Genomic DNA, 18,751 nt, shown 5'->3' with positions numbered 1-18,751 from the left:
GGCCTGAGACCGGCGGGACCACCGCGGGCAAACGGGTTCCCCGTCAGCCGTCGAGGGCGGCCGCGGTCAAGGTGAGGTGCCGGACGAGCCGCTCCGCCGCCGTGTCGGCGTCACGGTTCAGCGCCGCTTCCTCCAATCCGCGGTGCTCGCCGGCGGCGTCCCGCTCGGGCGTGCGCCGCGACGACCAGCGGCGGGCCAGCTCGCTCGCGGCCCACATCCGGTCGAATGTGTCCAGCAGGGCGGCGTTGCCGCACCCCTCCAGCAGCGTGCGGTGGAACGTCCGGTGCGCTTCGGACCAGGCGGCGCTGTAGTACTCGCCTTCGCCCGGCGCGTACGGCTCCGTGCGCGCCAAGCGGTGGTGCGCGGCGCGGACGCGGGCTTCCCAGTCGACGTCGCCGCGCTCGATGGAGAGGCGCAGCACCACCGGCTCGACGGTCCGGCGCGCTTCCGTGATCTCCTGCCAGCGCCGGTCGGAGAACGCCGGCACGGCGAAGCCCCGGTTCGGCAGCCGGTCGGCCAGGCCCTCCCCCACCACCCGTACGAGCGCCTCACGCACGACGGCCAGGCTCACGCCCTGATCCCGGGCGAGGTCCTGGGGCTTGAGCGCCTCGCCCGGGGCGTAGTCCCCGCGCATGATCGCGTCCCGCAGGTGCGCGTAGACCTGCTCCGACAGCATCTGAGCCATGCCCGAAGTATAGATGTTGCGGAAGATAATCGATTATCTGTATCTTCATCGATGAACCACCTCTCGGAAGGAACCACAGATGACCGTCAACGACCCGTTCGCCCGCCTCCCCGAAGCCGCCGCCTTCAGCGTCACCAGCACCTCGGTCGCCGACGGCGCCGCCTGGCCGCTCGAGCAGTGGTCTTCGGGCGTCCCGGGCGGCAAGGACCTCTCCCCGCAGCTGTCCTGGAGCGGCGCGCCGGAAGGCACCAAGAGCTACGCCGTCACCGTCTACGACCCCGACGCCCCCACCGGCTCCGGGTTCTGGCACTGGGCGGTCGCCGACATCCCCGCCACCGTGACGGACCTGCCCGAGGGCGCCGGCGACGACACCGGCCTGCCCGAGGGCGCCTTCCAGCTGCCCAACGACGCCCGAGTGGCCCGCTACCTGGGCGCGGCTCCGCCCGCCGGACACGGGCCGCACCGCTACTTCGTCGTGGTGCACGCCTTGGACGTCGACTCGATCGGCGTCCCCGCCGACGCCACCCCGGCCCTTCTCGGCTTCACGATGGCGGGGCACATCCTCGGTCGCGCGGTCCTGACCGCCACCGCCGAAACACCCGCGTGAACCGTGTCCAGCCGGACCTCCGATCGTGTGACACGCGCAGGCGGCTGACCACCCCATCCATAACCCGAAATGGTGCACCTTCCGGCCCGCGAATCGACGTCCCGCGAAGACGGAACCCGTTTCCCCGCAACGTTTTCCCGGGAACCCGTCACGCACCGTGCCTCCGCGGCGGAATTCTCCGAACGCATCACGCTTCCGGGTAACCCCGAAAGCCGAACGCACTCCATTCCGTCACCCACTCGGCAATTCAGTCCTCCGAACGGGAAACGCCGGCGCTTTTCCTAGGCTTCGCGTACCCGAACGAAGGATCAGTCCGCAATGGATTACGCAGTGCTCGCCGCGTCCGCCGTGCTCTACGCGGTGGGCATCGTCGCGCAGAGCGTCGCCGCCCGGAGGGCAGGCGACCGGGGCGGGGCCGGGCTCGGCCTGCTGGCCCGGCTGACCGCCGATCCGGTCTACCTCCTCGGTTTCGCCGGTCAGGCCGGCGGCTTCGCGCTCGCGTTCGCCGCGCGGGCGTCGTTGCCGCTGTACCTCGTCCAGACCGCTTCGTCGTCGGCGATCGGCCTGGCCACGGTGTTCGGCGTGGCCGTGCTGGGGTGGGAGATCCGCGCGGGGGAAGCACTGACGCTGGTGCTGCTGGCGGCCGGGCTCGTCGTGCTCGCCGGCTCGTCGTCCGCGTCCGTCGCCGCGGACCTCCCGGCGGCGGGCGTGGCCGCGCTCGCCGTCGTGGTGGCCGGGATCGGGCTCGCCATGGTCTTCGCCGGCCGGGCCGGCACGTTCCTGCCCGCCGCGGTGCTGTCCGGGGTCGCATTCGCCGTCGTGGCGGTCGCGAGCCGCGCACTGGCCCACCTCGACCTCTCCGCGCTCCCGGGAAACCCACTGACGTGGCTGATGCTGGTCGCCGCGGTGCTCGGGCAGGCGTCGATGGCGGTGGCCCTCCAGCGCGGCCGGGCCCCCGCCGTCGTGGCGACGGCCGACGCCACGACGATCGTGCTCGCTTCGGTCGCCGGCCTCACCGTCCTCGGCGACCGCGTCGCCGACGGGCACGGGCCGTGGATCGCCGCGGGCCTCGCCGTCGTCGTGTCCGGCGTGCTGTTGCTGGGCGCGAGGTCCCGGACCACCGCAGCCGTCGTCGGGGAGGCCGCGTGACCGCGCGGCCCCTGGCCAGCGTGTCGGTCGACCTCGACAACCTCTGGGCCTACCTCAAAACGCACGGCGACCCCGCCTGGCGCGACCACCCCAGCTACCTCGGCACCGCGGTGCCCCGGCTGCTCGACGTCCTGGGCGGGCAGCGGCTCACGTTCTTCGCGGTCGGCGCCGACGTCGTCCGCGAAGACGGCGCCAAGGCGGTCGCCGCGATCGCCGCCGCGGGGCACGAGGTGGCGAACCACTCCTTCGGCCACGAACCCTGGCTGCACCGGTACTCCCGCGACCGGCTCGAGGACGAGCTGAGCCGGACCGAGGACGCGATCGCCGCCGCCGGCGTGCCCCGGCCGACCGGGTTCCGCGGCCCCGGCTACAGCGTCACGCGCGACCTGATCGAGCTGCTCGCCGAACGCGGGTACGCCTACGACGCCAGCACACTGCCGACCTGGATCGGCCCGCTGGCCCGCGCCTACCACAACCGCGGCGTGCGCGCGGGCGCCGGCGGCGACGGCCTCGACGAGCTGTTCGGCGGTTTCTCCCGCGTGCTGGCGCCGGTGCACGCCTACCGCTGGCAAACCTGCGAAGGCAGCGCGCTCGTGGAACTCCCGGTGACGACGATGCCGCTGCTGCGCACGCCGATCCACGGCTCGTACCTGCTGCAGCTGCACGCCGCGTCGCCGCGGCTGGCCCGCGCGTACTTCCGGACGGCGCTGCGGCTCTGCCTCGCCCGCGGGGTCGCGCCCTCCCTCCTGCTCCACCCCACCGACGTCCTCGGCGGCACCGAGGCGCCCGGGCTGGAGTTCTTCCCCGGCATGGCGGCCCCGGGCACCCGGAAGGTGGCGTGGCTGAACTGGGTGCTCGACGCGTTGCGCGAGCACTTCGACGTCGTCGGCACCGGCGAATTCGTCCGGCGGTCGGACGTGCGGCGCAGCCGCCCGGTCACGCGGCTGGACGGCGGGCGGTGACGCTCACGATCGCCCGGCCCGCCACGCAGACGACGGCGCTGCTACCCGTGCTCGCCTGCGCCACGGTCGCGCTGGCCCCGGTCGAGGGCTACCTGACGGCCGTGCAGCCCCAGCTCGGCAAGCTCGCCCCGGCGTTGCTGACGGTGGTCTGGCTCGCGGTGCGTACCCGGCAGCGGCGGTTCCCGCGGCCGACACCCCTGCACGTCGTGCTGGCGCTGCTCGCCGTCGTGCTGGCCGCGACGGCGGCGTGGCACTCCGCCGGCCCGTTCACCGCGGAGTACACCGTGCGGTGGCTGCCGTTCCTGGTGGTCACCGTCGTGCTCGCTGACGTCGCGGGCCGGGAGGTGCCGATCCGGTGGCTGCTGCTGGCCGCGGCCGCGGGGGCCACCGTCGCCGGCGCCGGCGCGCTGTACAGCCTGATCGCCGACGGGCAGGCCCGGGCGAGCGGTCCCCAGCCGGATCCCAACGACCTCGCGTACTTCCTCGTCGCGGCCGTTCCCCTGCTCGTGGCGGCCCGCGCCCGGCCCGTCGTGACGGCGCTCGCGGGCGTGGTCCTGGTGGCGGGCGCGGCGGCGACGTTCTCCCGCGGCGGCGCGCTCGGCCTGGCCGCCGCGGCCGGCTGGCTGCTGGCCCGCCGCGTGCTGCCGTGGCGGCTGGTCGCCGCGACGGCCGCCGCGGTCGCCGGGCTCGGCCTGGCGACGCTCCTGCTCGCCGGGCCGCACCTGGCCCGCGCGGTGCAGGAAAAGAGCTTCATCGCCGCGTCCAATGTGGATACCCGCGAGCTGCGCTGGCAGGCGGCGGCCCGGATGGTGACCGCGCACCCGGTGCTCGGCGTCGGCCCGGGCGGCTTCCGCGAGCAGTACGCCGCCGAGTCCCACAACGCCGAGGTCGACGAGCAGACCCCGGTGGCGCACAACATGTACCTCGAGGTCGCCGCCGAACTCGGCCTGCCCGGGTTCGCGCTGTTCGCCGGGGTGGTCGGCGTCGCCGCGGTCGCGAGCGAGCGGACCGTCCGGCGGGCGGGACCGGGCCCGCGGCGGACGGAAGCGGTCGCGATCCAGGCGTCCCTGCTCGCGGTGCTGGTCACCTCGACGTTCCTGTCCGAGCAGTACTACCTGCCGCTGTGGTCGCTGGCCGCGCTCGCCGTCGCGGCCGAAACCCGGCTTCGCCGAGAAGGAGAGGAAAGCGCCGATGCGGGTGCTGCACGTCATCAGTGAGCTGGGGGCAGGCGGGGCGGAGACGCTCGTCGCCGGGATGGTGACTCACGGCGGGGAGTACGGCTGGGAGTCCGCGGTCGCCAGTGGCGGCGGCTTCCGCGCCCGCGAACTCGCGGCGGCCGGCACGCCGGTGTTCCCCGTCCCGCTCGCCCGTCGCAGCAAGGCGGGCGTGCTGAAGGCGGCGTGGGCGGTCCGCCGCGCGGTGACGCGGTTCAAGCCCGACGTCGTGCTCGCGCACAACGTCGGCGCGAGCCTGGTCGCCCGGCTCGCCACCCGGCGCCCGGTGGTGACCGTCTTCCACGGCGTCGCCGACGACGACGTCCCGGCGGCTGCCCGGATCCTGCGGCACACGTCCCGCCACGTCGTCGCCGTGTCCCCCGCGACCGCCGGCCGGCTCGCCGATGCCGGGCTCGCCCGTCCCGCGGTGATCCGCAACGCCGTGTTCGCCCGGCCGCCGGTGTTCGGCCGCGCCGAGGTGCGGGCGTCGCTCGGCGTCCCGGCGCGGACACCGGTGGCGCTCTGCCTGGCCCGGTTGGAGCCGCAGAAGCGGCACGACGTCCTGCTGGACGCCTGGGCGGCGGTCGGCGGCGACGCGGTGCTGTGGCTGGCCGGCGACGGCAGCCTGCGCGCCGAGCTCGAAAGCCGCGCCGAAGCGCTGGGGCGCCGGGTCGAGTTCCTCGGCACCCGCACCGACGTGCCCGATCTGCTCGCGGCCGCCGACGTCACGGTCCTCACCAGCGATTGGGAAGGCCTGCCGCTGGCGGTGCTGGAGTCACTCGCGGCCGGCCGTCCGGTGGTCGCGACCGACGTGGGTGGCGTCGGCGACGTCCTGGCGGACGGCGGCGGGCTCGTGGTGCCCTCGGGCGATCCGGCGGCGACGGCCGCGGCCCTGACGACGCTGTTGTTCGACGACTCCGCACGCGAAGCCGCGGCTGCTGCGGGCGTCCGCACCATTCAGCGGGAGTACGACCCGCACCCGTTGATGAAGTCCTACGACGAACTGCTCCGAGGTGTCCGGTGAAGAATCCGCTGACCCGCACCGCCGCGCTCAGCGTGGCCGTGGCGCTGCTGGCCGGAGCGCTCGTGCTCGTCGTCGGGCTGGCGCGCGGCGACGAGTACCAAGGCCGCGTGAGCCTGCTCGCCACCCCGGCGGCCGACGCCGCTCAATACGGCGAAGTCGTCTCGCTGACCTTGCCCGCCTTGGTCGAGCTGGCCCGCAGCCCGTCGGTGCTGACGGCCGCGGCCCCGGTGTCCGGCTACTCCCCCGACGAGCTGGGCGAGCGCGTGTCCGTCGAGCTGGTTCCGGCGTCCGGGCTCGCGCGCCTGTCGGTGCGGGCGTCCTCGGCTGAGCAGGCCGGCGCCGCGGCCACCGCGCTCGGCAAGGCGATGATCGACGCGGATCTTCTTGCCCCGGCCGGAAAACTGCGGACGCTGGATCCGCGGCCCGAGATCGTCCCGATCGCTCCGGACCTGCCGCTGGTGCTCGGGCTGGCGCTGGTCGGCGCGGTCGCGGCCGGGCTCGCGACCGCGGCGGTCCGCCGGCTGGCCGCGGGCATCGGGCCGGGACCGGTGCGCCGCGCGCTGGCCGCGGCGGGGATCCACCGCCCGGTCGCGGTCCTGCGCGCCGGCGACCCCGCGGTGGCCGACCGGCTGGCCCTGCTCGGCGACGCGGGCGGGCGGCCCGTCCGGGTCCTGCCGGTGCGGCCGGACCTCGCCGAGACCGCGGCGAAACTGGCGGCCGGCCTGCCGGAAGGGGAAGGCGACGGCGTGTCCGTCGTGGCCGTGACCGCCGGCCGTCGCCAGGACGAGCTGACCGCCGCTCTCGGTGTGCTCCCGGCGGACGCCGTCCTCGTGGCGGTGGTGCTGGCGTGACTCCGCGGCAGCGCGTGGTGTTCGCCGTCGCGGTGCTCGTCGGCGGGGTGAGCGCCTGGCACGCGCTCGCGCCGTCGTGGCAGGTCCCGCTGCCGACGTGGGCCAACCGGCCCGAAGAACGGCTCCAGGACTTCCGCGACGCGCTCTACTTCCCGATCCGCGAGTTCCTCGCCGGCGGAAACCCCTACGACCCGGCCGCGATGTTCGCGCAGTGGCCGGTGCGCCAGGACTTCAACCTCTACCAGCCCTACCACCTGCTGCTGCACGCGCCGTTCGCGCTCCTGGGCTACCGGGCCGGCGCGATCGCGTTCTCGGTGTGCTCGCTGCTGCTGCTCGTCGCGCTCGCGGCGCTGGCGGCCCACGCGGTCCGGCGGTTCGCGCCCTTCGCGGTCACCACGGCCGTCGTCGCGGCGCTGCTGGTCACGAGCCAGGTCGGGAAGGCCCAGCTCTACGTCGGCCAGGTCAACCCGCTGATCGCGCTCGGCGCGGCGGGCGCGCTGCTGGCTCGGCGCGACCGGCCGGGGTTGGCCGCGGCCGCGCTGGCGCTCGCGTGGCTGAAACCGCAGTACGGATTCCCGCTGGCGGTCCTGCTGTTCGCCCGCGGTTCGCGGCGGGTGGCGCTGACGGGCACCGCGATCGCGGCCGCCGCCAGTCTGCCCGTCGTGGTGCTGCTGGTGGTGCGCGGCGGCGGGGTCGGCGCGTTCCTCGACGTCGTCGCCGCGAACCTCACCCACGCCCGCGCCACCGACTACGGCGCGGTGGATTCCCTGACGGCGCAACGGATCGACGTCGCCGCGGTGCTGTTCCGCGTCACCGGCTGGGCGCCCGCCGGCATCGAGCTGGTGATGCTGGCCGTCGTGCTGGCGACGAGCGTCTGGCTGGTCCGGCGGCTTGACCGCGACGGCGAGACCCCGGTCGCCGACCTGCTGACGTGCCTGGCCGTCGTGGTCTGCGTGGTGCACCAGCCCGGCGACGTCCTGCTGGCCGTGCCCGCGCTGGTGGCGCTCTGCTGGTGGCGCGAAAGACTGGTGACCGCCGCCGTTCTGGCGCTGGCCGTCCCGTTCGCCCATCTGTACACAGTGGACTCCGCCGTCGTCTCGGCGTTCGGGCCGCGGGCCGCGGTCACCGTGGACGGTGTGGCGGTCGTCGTCGCGTGGTGCCTGCTGGTCGTCCGGTCGACGCGGATCCGGGCCGCCCGGCCGGTGGTGGCCGGATGACGCTCGGGACCCGCGCGGTCCGGGGATCCCTCTGGCTCGGCGCGGTCAACCTCGTCAGCAAGAGCAGCCAGATGGTGGTCACGCTGGTGCTGGCCGCCCTCCTGACCGAAGGACAGCTCGGTGCCGTGGCCCTGGCCGTGGCGCTGGTCAACCTCGGCCAGGTGGTGCAGTCGATCGGCGTCTACGACGTCATCGGCCGCACCTCAGGGGATCCGCGCCGGATGGCGGGCACCGTGCTGACGTTGAGCGTCGGCGCCGGGCTCGTCCTGGCCGTCGCCCTGGTGGCCGCCGCCGGTCCCGTCTCGCTGGTGCTCGGCACCCCGGACGCCGCGGGACTGGTCCGGCTCGCCGCGCTCGGCCTGCCGTTCTCGGCCGCGGGCGGCGTCCAGCTGGGCCTGATGCACCGGGAACTGGACTTCCGCCGCCGGCTGGTGCCCGACGGCGGCGGCGCGGTGCTCGGCGCCGCGCTGACGGTGGTGCTCGCGATCTGCGGTGCCGGCCCGGTCTCGCTGGTGCTCGGCCTGCTGGCCACGGCGGTGGCGCAGCCGCTGCTGGGAGTGCTCGTGCGCGGCGGGGTGCGGCCGTGCTGGGACGCCGGCGCGGCCCGGGAAGCCCTGCGCTGGGTGGCCGTGGTGGGCCCGGCCGCCGTCGTGGGCGCGCTGCTGGTCAACCTCGACTACCTGGCGGTGGGGCATTCGCTCGGGCCGGGCGCGGTGGGCGTCTACTCGCTGGCCTACCGGCTCGCCTGGGTGCCCTACATCATGGTGGCGGTGGTGCTCGGCGCCGTCGCGTTCCCGGTGTTCACGCGGTTGCGGCGCGAGGGCCGGACGCTGACCCCGGCCGTCGTCCGGTTCACCCGGGCGGTGCTCGTGGTCACCGGCGGGCTGTACGCCGGGCTCGCGGTCCTCGCCGACCGCGTCGTGCTGCTGGGCGACCGGTGGGCGGCCGCGGCGGGCCCGCTCGTGCTGCTGTCCGGCTACGGCGCGGGGATCTGCCTGCTGCAGATCTGGTACCAGGCGGTAAAGGCGACCGGGCACGTCCGCCGGTACCTGGCGCTCGAGACGACGCACCTGGCGCTGCTGGCGACCGGGCTCGCGCTGTTCACCTCCTCGGGGATCGACGCCGTCGCGGCCGTCCAGTTCGCCGCCGCGTGGCTCGTGGTGCCGCTCGCGTGGCGGGTGCTGGCCGGCGTCGGCGTGCCGCTGCCGGTCGCCGGGATGGGGTTGCGCGTCCTGCTCGCCTGCGTCGCCGGGGCGGTGCCCGCGCTCGCGTTGCCCTACCCGGGCTCTTGGCTGGGTGCCGTTGTCCAGGCTGTCGTGTTCGTTGTCGGGTACGCCGGTGCGACGCTTCTGTTGCAGCGCACCGCTATCGCGGAACTGCGCCGGGGTGGCCTCCGGTGAAGGTCGTGCACGTTTCCCAGCCGGTGACGGCCGGGGTGGCCGCCGTCGTGCTGGAACTCGCGGTGGCGCAACGGGATCGGGGTTGGGCGGTGACCGTGGTCTGCCCGCCGTCGGGCTGGCTGCCTGACCGCGCGCGGGCACTCGATATCGACGTCCGCGGCTGGGTGGCGAGCCGGTCCCCCGGTCCGTCGACGGTCGTCGAAACTCTGCGCCTTCGCCGGCTCCTGGCCGAAGTGGCGCCGGATGTCGTGCACCTGCACAGTTCGAAGGCCGGACTGGCGGGGCGGCTGGCCCTGCGGGGTGGACGTCCGACGGTCTTCCAGCCGCACCTGTGGTCCTTCGAGACCGCGAACGGCTCGTTGCGGCCCGCGACGACGGCGTGGGAGCGCTTCGCCTCGCGCTGGACGGACTTGGTCGTGTGCGTGAGCGACGACGAACTCGCCGCCGGCCGCGCCGCCGGGGTGACGGCCCCGGCGGAGGTGGTCTGCAACGGCGTCGACACGACCCGGTTCTTCCCCAGCGACCGGTCGGCGGCGCGACGGCGGCTCGGCGTGCCGGAGAACGTCCCGCTGGCGGTCTGCGTGGGACGGCTGGCCGAGCTGAAGGGCCAGGATCGGTTGCTTTCGGCGTGGCCCGCGGTGCTGCGACGCGTCCCGGACGCCCACCTCGTGCTGGCCGGCGACGGGCCGATGGGTGCGTTGTGGCGGGCCCGGTTCACGGACGCGTCGGTGCGGTGGGAGGGGCACACCGACGAGCCCGCGGCCTGGTACACGGCCGCGGACGTGGTGGTCCTGCCGTCCCGCGCGGAAGGCATGGCGTTGGTCTCGCTGGAGGCGATGGCGTGCGCGCGGCCGGTGGTGGCGTTCGACGTCGGCGGCGTGCGCCAGAGCGTCGGCGACGCGGGGGCGGTGCTGTCTTCGGGCGATGTCGACGGCCTCGCCGACGCGGTCGCGGCCCGGTTGGCCGACCCTGCTTCGGCGGCCCGCGAAGGGGAAGCCGGCCGCCGGCGGGTCGAGGTGTTGTTCGACTGCGGGCGGATGACCGATCAGATTGCTGTGCTCGTGGATAAACTCACCGCATCGGAGCGTGCCTCGTGACCCGGATCGCCTACCTGCTCACCCAGGACCGCGGGGGGCCGGTCGACGTGACCGTCCGGCTGGCCGCGTTCCTCGCCCGCGGCGGTGCCGACGTGCGCGTCTTCGGGCCCACGCCCGCGCGCGGCGCCGACCTGCTCGACGGCCTCCACCACGAACTCGTGGTCACCGACAAGGAAGACCTCGGCGCGGCGAGGCGGGCGCGGGCCGCGATCCGGGCGTGGCGGCCCGACGTCGTGCACGCCCAGGACCGGCGCGCCGGCCTGGTGATCGCCGGCCTCCGCGGCGGCGCGCGGCCGGCGCTCGTGCAGACCTACCACGGGGTGCCCGACGACGTCGCCGAGCCGTGGTTCCGCGGCGACCGCGGGGCCGCCGGGCCGTCGCCGTACACGCGGACGGTGCTCGCGGCCGACGCGGTCGTCGCCCGGGTGCTCGACCGGACGATCGTGCCCGCCGAAGCGATGGGCGAGTTCCTGCGCCGCCGTCTCAAGGTACCGGCGACGCGGGTCGTGCACATCGGCAACTGCGTCGAGCCTGCCCTGCCCGACCCGCCGCGCGGACCGGTGCGGCACCTCGTCTTCGCCGGGCTTCTGGTGGAGCGCAAAGGAATCCTCGACCTGCTGGCCGCGCTCGCCCGACCCGGCGTGCTGCCACCGGACGCCCGGCTGACCGTCGTCGGCGACGGCCCGCAGCGCGCCGAAGCGGAACTGGCCGCGCAGGCGCCGCCGCTCGCCGGGCGCGTGACGTTCCTCGGGTTCCGGCCGGACGTCCCCGCGCTGCTGGCCGCCGCGGACGCGCTGGTGCTGCCGTCGTCGATGGAACAGCAGCCCCTGGTCGTGGCGGAGGCGATGGCCGCCGGGAAGCCCGTGCTGGCCACCGCGACCGGCGGGGTGCCGGACATGGTGGGTGACCGGTCGTTCCTGGTGCCGCCCGGTGACGTGACGGCGCTCGCCGGGGGGCTCCGGGCGCTGTTCGCCGAACCGGACCCGGGCCGGATCGGCCGCCGGTTCGCCGAGCGCGCCCACACGCTGTACCACCCGCAAGCCTGCGCCCGACGGCACACCGCCCTTTACGAGCGGCTGGCCCGGGCGAGGACGAGGACCCCGGCGACGAACCGGTCATGACTGCCGGCCACCGGTAGACCACCGGCGCGCGCCGAATCCGGCCGGGCACCCGGCACGCCCACCAGCGGCCAACCCAGCCCCGGCCCGCGCCGGCCTACCGGCAGGCCAGCATCAACGGCCCCGACCCCACCCCGGCGCACCCGACACCGCGCGCCGGCTTCGACGGCCGCACCATCACCAACCCGTCCGCCGCGTTCAGCGACACCGGCTCCGGCGGCTCGGCGACCGACACCGCCGGCGCACCCGGCTCGGCCAACCCCTCCGGTGGCGTCACCGTCTGCGTCTCCGCCGTCGTGTTGACCGCGACCCACCCGTTGCTGAACGTCCGCGTCCACACCCCATTCGGCAACCGGCCGGCCGCGTCGACCGCCTCGCCCAACCCGCTGTCCTGCAACGCCGACCACTCCGGGTCGCGGTAGTCGTCGGTCGTCGCCCGGGTCCAGCACGTCCGGGGCCCCGCCAGCAAAGCCGCACTCGCGTAGCCGGCCCGCTCCTGCTGGGCGTTCCGGGTCCGGGTCACCAGCAGCAGCAACGACTCCCCCAGCGCCGCCTGGGCCCGCAGCTCCTGGAACTCGTTGCCGCGAAACGTCAGCAGCCCTCCGGTGCCGCCGTCCTCGCGGAACCCGAAGTTCTCCTCCATCGCGCCACCGAAACGCGAGTGCGCGGTCCAGCGGCCCGGGACCAGGTGCGTCTCGGACACGTTGGGCACCAGCAGCTTCCCCGCCTTGGTGAACGCGTCGCCCACTTTGGACAGGAACGCGTCGAGGCCGTCGCGGAGCTTGCGGTCGGTCTCCGCCACGTTCGCCGTCCCCGCGAGCACCGCCGGCGAGTAGTGGCTCAGCGAGTTGAAGTCGTTGTCCGCCAGCACGCCGTCCCAGCCTTCGCGCGTCGTCTCCGCGACCACCGCGTCCGTCCAGGCCTGCTGGTAGGCAGGATCCCAGACCGTCATCTGCCAGTGCTTCGGGTAACCCTGCCACTCGATGCGGCGGCCGCGGTCGTCGACCGCGAACCAGCCCGGGTGGGTGTCCTGCGCGGCGACGTACCCGATGCCGCTGGGCAGGAACGCCGCGTCGCGGCCGCCGTCGACCGCGCCCGCGTAGTTGCGGGTGCTGGACAAGTCCTTGTACACCAGCACCTTCACCTTCGGGTTGAGCTCGTGCAGCCGGCGCATCGCCGCGGTCTGGTCGGCGTTGAGCACGACGACCTGGTACCGCTTGGCGGCCAGCTCGATCTCCTTCGCCGTCGGCGGCTGCCCGATCCCGTACCACCACGCGCACGGCGCCAGCGGCTTCGGCGGCGGCACCGACGTCTCCTGCGCCGAGCTCGCCGTGCACCCGGAAAGGGAGCCCGCCACCAGGACCAGCAGGGCCGCGGCGGCCCGGAATCGGCGCATCAGCGTTGCCTTCGGCACAGGAGCTCTCCCACGGTCAGGATGACGATCTTCACGTCCAGCCACAGCGACCAGTTCGCGATGTAGTAGTTGTCGTAGCGCGCGCGGTCCGCGATGGAGGTGTCCCCACGCAGGCCGTGCACCTGGGCCAGGCCGGTCAGCCCGGTCGGCACCCGGTGCCGCGCCCAGTAGAGGTCGTGCACGGCGGAGAACTCGTGCACGAACACCGGCCGCTCCGGGCGCGGGCCGACCAGCGCCATGTCGCCGCGCACGACGTTCCACAGCTGCGGGAGCTCGTCCAGCGACGTCCGGCGCAGCAGCCGCCCGACCGGGCCGACGCGGCTGTCGCCCACCACCGACCAGCGCACCTGCGAATCGTCCACCTCGGACGGCCGGACGCTGCGCAGCTTGTAGAGCAGGAAGGTGCGCCCGTCCATGCCGACCCGCACCTGGCGGAAGAACACCGGGAAGCCGCTCTCGATCGCGACGGCCAGCGCGCAGCAGGCGATGACCGGTGCCAGAACCACGAGCGCGAGCGCGGCCAGCGCCGTCTCGACGCCCCGCTTGACCCACCAGCCGGGCCGCCGGGTCGGCGCGCCGCCCAGCCACACCAGCGGGTAGCTGCGGAGCCGGTCGACGCCCGGACCGTCGGGGCACAGCTCGAACAGGTGCGGCAGCACCAGCGTCACGCAGCCGAGCCGGTGGGCGCTGATGGCGGCGTCGACGATCGCGCCGTCGCCCTCGCCGTCGCCGTCGGGGGCGAGGACCACGGTGCCCGCGCGCAGGCGGGTGATGGCCTCGGCGAGGTCGTCGCCGATCGGCTCGACGGGCAGGCCGGCCGGGGCCGCTCCGGAAGCCGCGATGCCGACCGGCAGCAGCCCGAACTCGGGGTGTTCGAGCATCGTGCGGACCAGCTCGGTGCCGATCCGGCCGGAGCCGACGACGACGGCGCGGTCGCACCGGCGCAGCCGGCGGCGGCCCCACCGGCCGAAGGCGAAGACGAACGGGCGGGCCGCCTCGCCGAGCACCGCGAAGAGCAGGACGATCTCCTGCATCGACGCGGTGCTCGCACCGTCCATCCCGGACACCAGGCCCACGCCGGTGACGAGCGCGAACGCCAACGCCGTGGCGGTGACCGAGCGCGGGAGGTCCTGCAGCCACGACAGCCACAGCCGGCGGCGGTGCACCCGCCCGGCCGTGCGGGCCAGCAGCAGCGCGCCGCCGGTCACCGCCGCGCCCACCGGCCCGGGTCCGGTCCGCAGCACCGCGGTGACCCAGGCGGCGACGTCGACGGCGATCAGCAGCGACGCCACCGCGTTGACCCGGGTCAGGAACGGGCGGGACCGCGCCCGCTGTTTTTTCGGCCGGGTGCGCGGCCGGACGCGGCGCTGCAGCGGCAGCGCTTCGGTGAAGATCGCGTCTCTCAGTTCAGTCACTGGTGTCTGCCTCGGTCGAAATGGTTGTCGGGGCCGGCCATTCCATCGTCTTTCCGCACGATTTCCCACCCGTTCGGGAACCCAGGAAAACCCGAACCGGTGACGGGAGGAAACAGCGTGTAGTTCCGATGACGCCCATCCTTTCGGGGGACTTTTCAGGCCGCTAAAGAAACCCCACAACATAGCCGAATACGTCCCGTCGACCGCTCGGAGAGCGATACCGGTCGAGTGACAACCCGATCGAACAAAGGGAACGTGGTGCGCGAAGAATCACCTCTGGCCACCCTGGCGGAACCGGAACCCGTCATGACGGCGACCGACGGGCGGGCGCACGTCGTGCTGCCCGCGTTCAACGAAGAAGCGTCGTTGCCCGCCCTGCTGCGGCGGCTCGCCGACGTGGCGCGCACCGAGCGGATCACCGTCTGGGTCGTCGACGACGGTTCCGCCGACGCCACGGCGGCGGTGGCCGGGTCGGGGTTCGCCGGGCTCGACGTGCGCGTCGTGCGCCACGCGGTGAACCTCGGGCTCGGCCGGGCGGTGCTGTCCGGGCTCCGCGCGGCGATGGAGGAAGCCGGGCCCGACGACTCGATCGTCGTGATGGACGCCGACGACACGCACGACCCGGCGCTGATCCGCGCGCTGCAGGCGGAGATCGACGGCGGCGCGGACGTCGCCATCTGCTCGCGGTTCGTCCCCGGCGGCGACGACCGGACCGCCCCGCTCGGGCGCCGGCTGCTCTCGCGCGGCGCGGCGAAGCTGTTCCACCGGGCGCTCGACGTCGACGGCGTCCGGGACTTCACCAGCGGGTACCGCGCCTACCGGGTCTCCCTGCTGAAGCGCGCGTCCGCGCACTGGGGCGAGCGGCTCATCGAGGAGCAGGGTTTCGCTTGCATGGTGGAACTGCTGCTCAAGCTCCGCCACTGCCGTCCGGTGATCACCGAGGTCCCGCTGGCCCTGCAGTACGACCGCAAACGGGGCCCGAGCAAACTGAAGCTGCGCCGCACCATGGCGCAGTACCTGAAACTCCTCGCCCGCGACCGGCTGAGCCCGGCGCCCTTCCGGAAGCTGTGATGCCACCGGTGACCGACTCGACCACCGCCCCGCACGTCGCCGTGATCGGCGGCGGCATCTGCGGCCTCGCCGCCGCCCACCGCCTGGCCCGCCGCGGCGCGCAGGTGACCCTGCTCGAAGCCGGCGACCGGCTCGGCGGCCTCGGGACGTTCTTCCGCCACGGCGACCACTGGGTGGAGCGGTTCTACCACTGCGTCATGCCCACCGACGACGCGCTGCTCGGCCTGCTGGACGAGCTGGGCCTGCGGGATGCCGTGCGGTGGCGGGAAACCACGATGGGCATGGTCGTCGACGGCCGCCGGTACCCATTCAACTCCCCGCTCGACCTGCTGCGGTTTTCCGCGCTGCGGCTGCACGACCGCATCCGCTTCGGCGTGGTTTCGGTGCTGCTGCGGCGGTTGGGCCGGGGACGCGACCTCGACCACCTGCGCACCGAGGACTGGCTGCGCGGGCTCTACGGCGACGTCGTGTGGGAACGGCTCTTCGCGCCGATGTTCGGTTCGAAGTTCGGCCCGGCCTTCGGCGACGTGCCCGCGCTGTACCTGTGGCAGCGGCTCGGCCGGGAACGCAACGTCGCCACCCGCGGCTACCCGGTGGGCGGCTACAAGGCGCTCATCGACGCGCTGCGGGCGTCGATCGAGGAGGCCGGGGGCACCGTGCGCACGGCGGCTCCGGTCCGGCGGCTGCACAGCGCGGGCGAGAGCGCGATCATCACCCTGACCGGCGGCGAGGTGCTCGGCGCCGACCACGTCGTGTCGACCGTGCCGCTCCCCTTGCTGCGCCGCATTTCCGACGAGGCCCTCGCCGCCCGGCTGCCCCGCACCGACCTGCCCTACCAAGGCGTCGTGACCGGCGTGTTCTTCCTGCGCCGGGCGCTCACCGAGCACTACTGGACGCCGGTGCTGCACTCGGGCACCGAGTTCGACGGCGTCGTCGCGATGTCCGAGCTCGCCGGGACCGAAGCCAACGGCGGGCACCACCTCGCCTACGTCATGCGCTACACCGACCGCGACTCGCAGCTCTACCTCGACGACGACGCCGCGATCGCCGCGCGGTGGTCGGCCCAGCTCCGGGGGCTGTACCCGGAGCTCGGGCCGGACGACATCGCGCAGGTGCGGGTGTTCAAGGCGCCGTTCGTGGAACCGGTGTACCCGCTGGGTTACCTCGGCCGGCGGCCCGCCGTCGAGGTCGAGGGCACGAACCTCCTCCTCGCGACGACCGCGCACGTCTACCCGGAGGTGACGAGCTGGAACTCGAGCGTCGCGCTCGCGAACGACGTCACCGACCGCATCCCCGCCGGCCGGGATCAGCCCGCGATCGCGGAGCCCGCGCGGTGAACGAGCGAGCCGAGCGCGGCCACGATCCGCGCCGAGGCCGACCCGTCACCGTAGGGCGACGGGAGGCACCGGAGCCGCTCGCGGTGGCCGGCCACGTCGTCCAGCCACCGCTCGGTTTCTTCGCCGATCCGCGGCCCGGCGGGGACGCGCACGCCGAACGTCCCCGCGATCTCGGGCCGCTCGGTGCTGCGCCGCACGACGACCACCGGTCGCTTGAGGACGCTCGCTTCTTCCTGGATACCCCCGGAATCGGAGACGAGCACGGCGGCCTCCGCGGCGAGGGCGAGGAACGCCGGGTAAGCCTGGGGTTCCAGCACGACGAGCGGCGCGAGGAGCCCGCGCAGCCCGAACCGGTCGATGCTCTTGGCCGTGCGGGGGTGCAGCGGGAACACTACCGGCAGCGGCAGGCGGCCCAGCTCGCCGAGGACGACGGCCAGCCGCGCCCGGTCGTCTACGTTCTCCGGCCGGTGGATCGTGGCCAGGACGTACCGGTCGCGCGTGAGCCCGTGCGCGGCGAGGACGTCCGCGCGGTCCCCGGCCGGCGGGAGCGCGGTTTCCAGGGCCTCCACGACGGTGTTGCCGGTGACGGCGATCCGTTCGGCGGGCACGTTTTCGGCGAGCAGGTTGCTCCGGTTGAGCTCGGTCGGCGCGCAGCAGAGGTCGGCCAGGTGGTCGATCAGGACCCGGTTGTGCTCTTCCGGCATCGCCCGGTCGTGGCTGCGCAGCCCGGCTTCGACGTGCACCAGCGGGAGGCCGTGCGCGTTGGCCGCCAGCGCGCCGGCGAGCGCGGACGTCGTGTCGCCCTGCACGAGCACGACGCGGCCCGGGTGGGTCGCGAGGACCTCGTCGACCGCGCTGATCGTCCGGCCCAGCTGGTCGCCGCGGCGGCCGGCGCCGACGCCGAGCTCGAGGAAGCGGTCCGACGGCGGGAGGTCCGCGCGGATGCGCGAGTAGAGCGGCCCGTCGTAGTGCTGTCCCGTGTAGACGATCGAGCACTCGTCGCCGAACAGGCGCATCAGCGGCGCCAGCTTGATGAGTTCGGGGCGGGTCCCGCAGACCAGGGTCGCGCCCCCGACGGCCGCGAGCACGACCTCGGGAGAACTCTCGATGGCGGCCCGAAAATCGGCGGTGGTCGGCATGCTTTTCCTTTTCTCCGGCGACGGTTCGCCCGCACGCTACTGATTCGTGCCCCGCGGGCGACCCGGCTCAGCCCATCGAGTGACACACCCCGAGGACGGTGAACCCGTTGTTCAAGAAGTACGCGGTCCTGGTGCTGACGGCGATCCTGGCCGCGGCACCGGCGTCGGCCCCGCGCGCCGACGCGGCCCCCGATCTCCTGCTCCCCGACCTCCGCCAGGTCCCGCCGGGCTGCACCGGCGGCCACTCCGCCGACCTCGCACTCTGCGGGGCCTGGGACGTGTGCCCGGTGATCGACCCCGCGGCGCCCAACGGCCGCTGCGTCCCGGCCGCCGTGGCGAAGGCCGTCCGGCTGCGCTTCACCAGTTCCGAGGAGAACGTCGGCGACGGGCCGCTGCTGCTGTACGGGCGTCGCGACAACGCGAAGCAGGACAAGATGACCGTCCGGCAGGCACTCCGCAACGGCGGCGACGGCTCGATCCCGGGTGACTACGCGTCCGCGCAACGGGCCACCCGCGCGTACACCTACTACGAACCCGCGCTCGCCCACCAGCACTGGCACCTGATGAACTTCGAGAAGTTCGCGCTGGTTTCCCCACAGGGCAGGACGATCGTCACCGACCGGAAGAACGGCTTCTGCCTCGGCGACCGCTTCCCCGTCGCCGACGCCGGTGGGCTGTCTCACGTGCCGGGGACGACCGGCCCCGACGCCGAGCTCGCGCAACGCTTGCGCGCCAACAACTGCCGCCACCACGAGCCGACGGCGCTCGACGTGGTCGAGGGCATCTCGGTCGGGTCCGGCGACGACTACAAGTACGAAGTGGACTTCCAGTGGCTGGACATCACCCACGTGCCCGCGGGGACCTACGACCTGGTCAACACCGTGAACGCCGACCGGACGCTCGCCGAGACGAACTACCGCAACAACTCCTCCGCGGTCGCCGTGTCGATCGAATGGCCGCGCGGCCTGCCGGGCGTGGACCAGGTCATCCCGGAAGCGCCGGTGGTGCGCTTCCTCCGCAGCTGTCCCGGCCGGGCGCAGTGCGCGTGACG

General features: G+C 74.2%; 17 protein-coding genes. 13 read left to right on the top strand and 4 right to left on the bottom strand.

Annotation, left to right across the window (positions count from 1 at the left end; genetic code table 11):
* Positions 1–43 precede the first annotated feature (43 nt).
* Entirely contained in the window at positions 44–676 is a 633-nt protein-coding gene (locus ACIQWX_RS15500; protein WP_400875773.1) for a GntR family transcriptional regulator, read from the bottom strand.
* An 88-nt stretch (positions 677–764) separates the two neighbouring features.
* Between ACIQWX_RS15500 and ACIQWX_RS15495 the strand changes: the two genes are divergently transcribed.
* The 10 genes from ACIQWX_RS15495 (at position 765) to ACIQWX_RS15450 (ending at position 11,327) form a co-directional block, all read left to right on the top strand.
* Positions 765–1,292, top strand: a complete 528-nt coding sequence (locus ACIQWX_RS15495; protein WP_400870368.1) for a YbhB/YbcL family Raf kinase inhibitor-like protein — start codon at positions 765–767, stop codon at positions 1,290–1,292.
* Positions 1,293–1,610: 318 nt separating this feature from the next.
* Positions 1,611–2,441, top strand: coding sequence for a hypothetical protein (locus tag ACIQWX_RS15490; RefSeq protein WP_400870366.1), 831 nt, complete (start codon positions 1,611–1,613; stop codon positions 2,439–2,441).
* A complete protein-coding gene (locus ACIQWX_RS15485) occupies positions 2,438–3,403 on the top strand; it encodes a polysaccharide deacetylase family protein (protein WP_400870363.1) in 966 nt (321 codons plus the stop codon). The genes ACIQWX_RS15490 and ACIQWX_RS15485 overlap by 4 nt, the downstream gene beginning before the upstream one ends.
* Entirely contained in the window at positions 3,400–4,620 is a 1,221-nt protein-coding gene (locus ACIQWX_RS15480; protein WP_400870360.1) for an O-antigen ligase family protein, read from the top strand. Before ACIQWX_RS15485 ends, ACIQWX_RS15480 begins: the two co-directional genes overlap by 4 nt.
* Positions 4,595–5,641: a glycosyltransferase gene (locus tag ACIQWX_RS15475; RefSeq protein ID WP_400870357.1), complete on the top strand. Its 1,047-nt coding sequence runs from the start codon at positions 4,595–4,597 to the stop codon at positions 5,639–5,641. Before ACIQWX_RS15480 ends, ACIQWX_RS15475 begins: the two co-directional genes overlap by 26 nt.
* A complete protein-coding gene (locus ACIQWX_RS15470; protein ID WP_400870354.1) occupies positions 5,638–6,492 on the top strand; it encodes a hypothetical protein in 855 nt (284 codons plus the stop codon). Before ACIQWX_RS15475 ends, ACIQWX_RS15470 begins: the two co-directional genes overlap by 4 nt.
* Positions 6,489–7,709 (top strand): glycosyltransferase family 87 protein, encoded by a 1,221-nt coding sequence (locus ACIQWX_RS15465; RefSeq protein ID WP_400870351.1) that lies wholly within the window; start codon positions 6,489–6,491, stop codon positions 7,707–7,709. Before ACIQWX_RS15470 ends, ACIQWX_RS15465 begins: the two co-directional genes overlap by 4 nt.
* Positions 7,706–9,109 carry an oligosaccharide flippase family protein gene (locus tag ACIQWX_RS15460; protein ID WP_400870349.1) on the top strand — a complete coding sequence of 468 codons (1,404 nt, stop codon included), beginning with the start codon at positions 7,706–7,708 and terminating at the stop codon, positions 9,107–9,109. The genes ACIQWX_RS15465 and ACIQWX_RS15460 overlap by 4 nt, the downstream gene beginning before the upstream one ends.
* Complete coding sequence (locus ACIQWX_RS15455; RefSeq protein WP_400870346.1) at positions 9,106–10,206, top strand: glycosyltransferase; 1,101 nt, start codon at positions 9,106–9,108, stop codon at positions 10,204–10,206. The genes ACIQWX_RS15460 and ACIQWX_RS15455 overlap by 4 nt, the downstream gene beginning before the upstream one ends.
* Complete coding sequence (locus ACIQWX_RS15450; protein ID WP_400870343.1) at positions 10,203–11,327, top strand: glycosyltransferase family 4 protein; 1,125 nt, start codon at positions 10,203–10,205, stop codon at positions 11,325–11,327. The genes ACIQWX_RS15455 and ACIQWX_RS15450 overlap by 4 nt, the downstream gene beginning before the upstream one ends.
* A gap of 94 nt (positions 11,328–11,421) precedes the next feature.
* Here ACIQWX_RS15450 and ACIQWX_RS15445 read toward each other — a convergent pair whose 3' ends face one another.
* Positions 11,422–12,720 carry a putative glycoside hydrolase family 15 protein gene (locus tag ACIQWX_RS15445; protein ID WP_400870340.1) on the bottom strand — a complete coding sequence of 433 codons (1,299 nt, stop codon included), beginning with the start codon at positions 12,718–12,720 and terminating at the stop codon, positions 11,422–11,424.
* Entirely contained in the window at positions 12,720–14,153 is a 1,434-nt protein-coding gene (locus tag ACIQWX_RS15440; RefSeq protein ID WP_400870337.1) for an exopolysaccharide biosynthesis polyprenyl glycosylphosphotransferase, read from the bottom strand. Before ACIQWX_RS15440 ends, ACIQWX_RS15445 begins: the two co-directional genes overlap by 1 nt.
* A 306-nt stretch (positions 14,154–14,459) precedes the next feature.
* Between ACIQWX_RS15440 and ACIQWX_RS15435 the strand changes: the two genes are divergently transcribed.
* Both ACIQWX_RS15435 and ACIQWX_RS15430 read left to right on the top strand, forming a co-directional pair.
* Positions 14,460–15,224, top strand: a complete 765-nt coding sequence (locus tag ACIQWX_RS15435; protein WP_400870334.1) for a glycosyltransferase — start codon at positions 14,460–14,462, stop codon at positions 15,222–15,224.
* Between the two features lie 8 nt (positions 15,225–15,232).
* Positions 15,233–16,561, top strand: coding sequence for an NAD(P)/FAD-dependent oxidoreductase (locus ACIQWX_RS15430; RefSeq protein ID WP_400870331.1), 1,329 nt, complete (start codon positions 15,233–15,235; stop codon positions 16,559–16,561).
* On the opposite strand, the gene wecB is transcribed toward ACIQWX_RS15430, so the two are convergent.
* A complete protein-coding gene (wecB, locus tag ACIQWX_RS15425; RefSeq protein WP_400870328.1) occupies positions 16,531–17,700 on the bottom strand; it encodes a non-hydrolyzing UDP-N-acetylglucosamine 2-epimerase in 1,170 nt (389 codons plus the stop codon). The two genes, ACIQWX_RS15430 and wecB, sit on opposite strands and share 31 nt — an antisense overlap.
* A 98-nt stretch (positions 17,701–17,798) precedes the next feature.
* Here wecB and ACIQWX_RS15420 point away from each other — a divergent pair, with 98 nt between their 5' ends.
* Positions 17,799–18,749: a lysyl oxidase family protein gene (locus tag ACIQWX_RS15420; protein ID WP_400870325.1), complete on the top strand. Its 951-nt coding sequence runs from the start codon at positions 17,799–17,801 to the stop codon at positions 18,747–18,749.
* The last annotated feature ends 2 nt before the right edge of the window (positions 18,750–18,751 follow it).

Origin of the sequence: Amycolatopsis sp. NPDC098790 (genome assembly GCF_044759945.1) — a bacterium.
Lineage (GTDB): Bacteria > Actinomycetota > Actinomycetes > Mycobacteriales > Pseudonocardiaceae > Amycolatopsis.
This window is presented reverse-complemented; position numbering and strand designations above follow the sequence as displayed.

Excerpts from the sequence above, each read along its gene's own strand:
- ACIQWX_RS15495 (WP_400870368.1), top strand. The coding sequence starts at position 765 with ATGACCGTCAACGACCCGTTCGCCCGCCTCCCCGAAGCCGCCGCCTTC.
- ACIQWX_RS15445 (WP_400870340.1), bottom strand. The coding sequence starts at position 12,720 with ATGCGCCGATTCCGGGCCGCCGCGGCCCTGCTGGTCCTGGTGGCGGGC.
- ACIQWX_RS15475 (WP_400870357.1), top strand. The coding sequence starts at position 4,595 with ATGCGGGTGCTGCACGTCATCAGTGAGCTGGGGGCAGGCGGGGCGGAG.
- ACIQWX_RS15435 (WP_400870334.1), top strand. The coding sequence starts at position 14,460 with ATGACGGCGACCGACGGGCGGGCGCACGTCGTGCTGCCCGCGTTCAAC.
- ACIQWX_RS15500 (WP_400875773.1), bottom strand. The coding sequence starts at position 676 with ATGCTGTCGGAGCAGGTCTACGCGCACCTGCGGGACGCGATCATGCGC.
- ACIQWX_RS15460 (WP_400870349.1), top strand. The coding sequence starts at position 7,706 with ATGACGCTCGGGACCCGCGCGGTCCGGGGATCCCTCTGGCTCGGCGCG.
- wecB (WP_400870328.1), bottom strand. The coding sequence starts at position 17,700 with ATGCCGACCACCGCCGATTTTCGGGCCGCCATCGAGAGTTCTCCCGAG.
- ACIQWX_RS15490 (WP_400870366.1), top strand. The coding sequence starts at position 1,611 with ATGGATTACGCAGTGCTCGCCGCGTCCGCCGTGCTCTACGCGGTGGGC.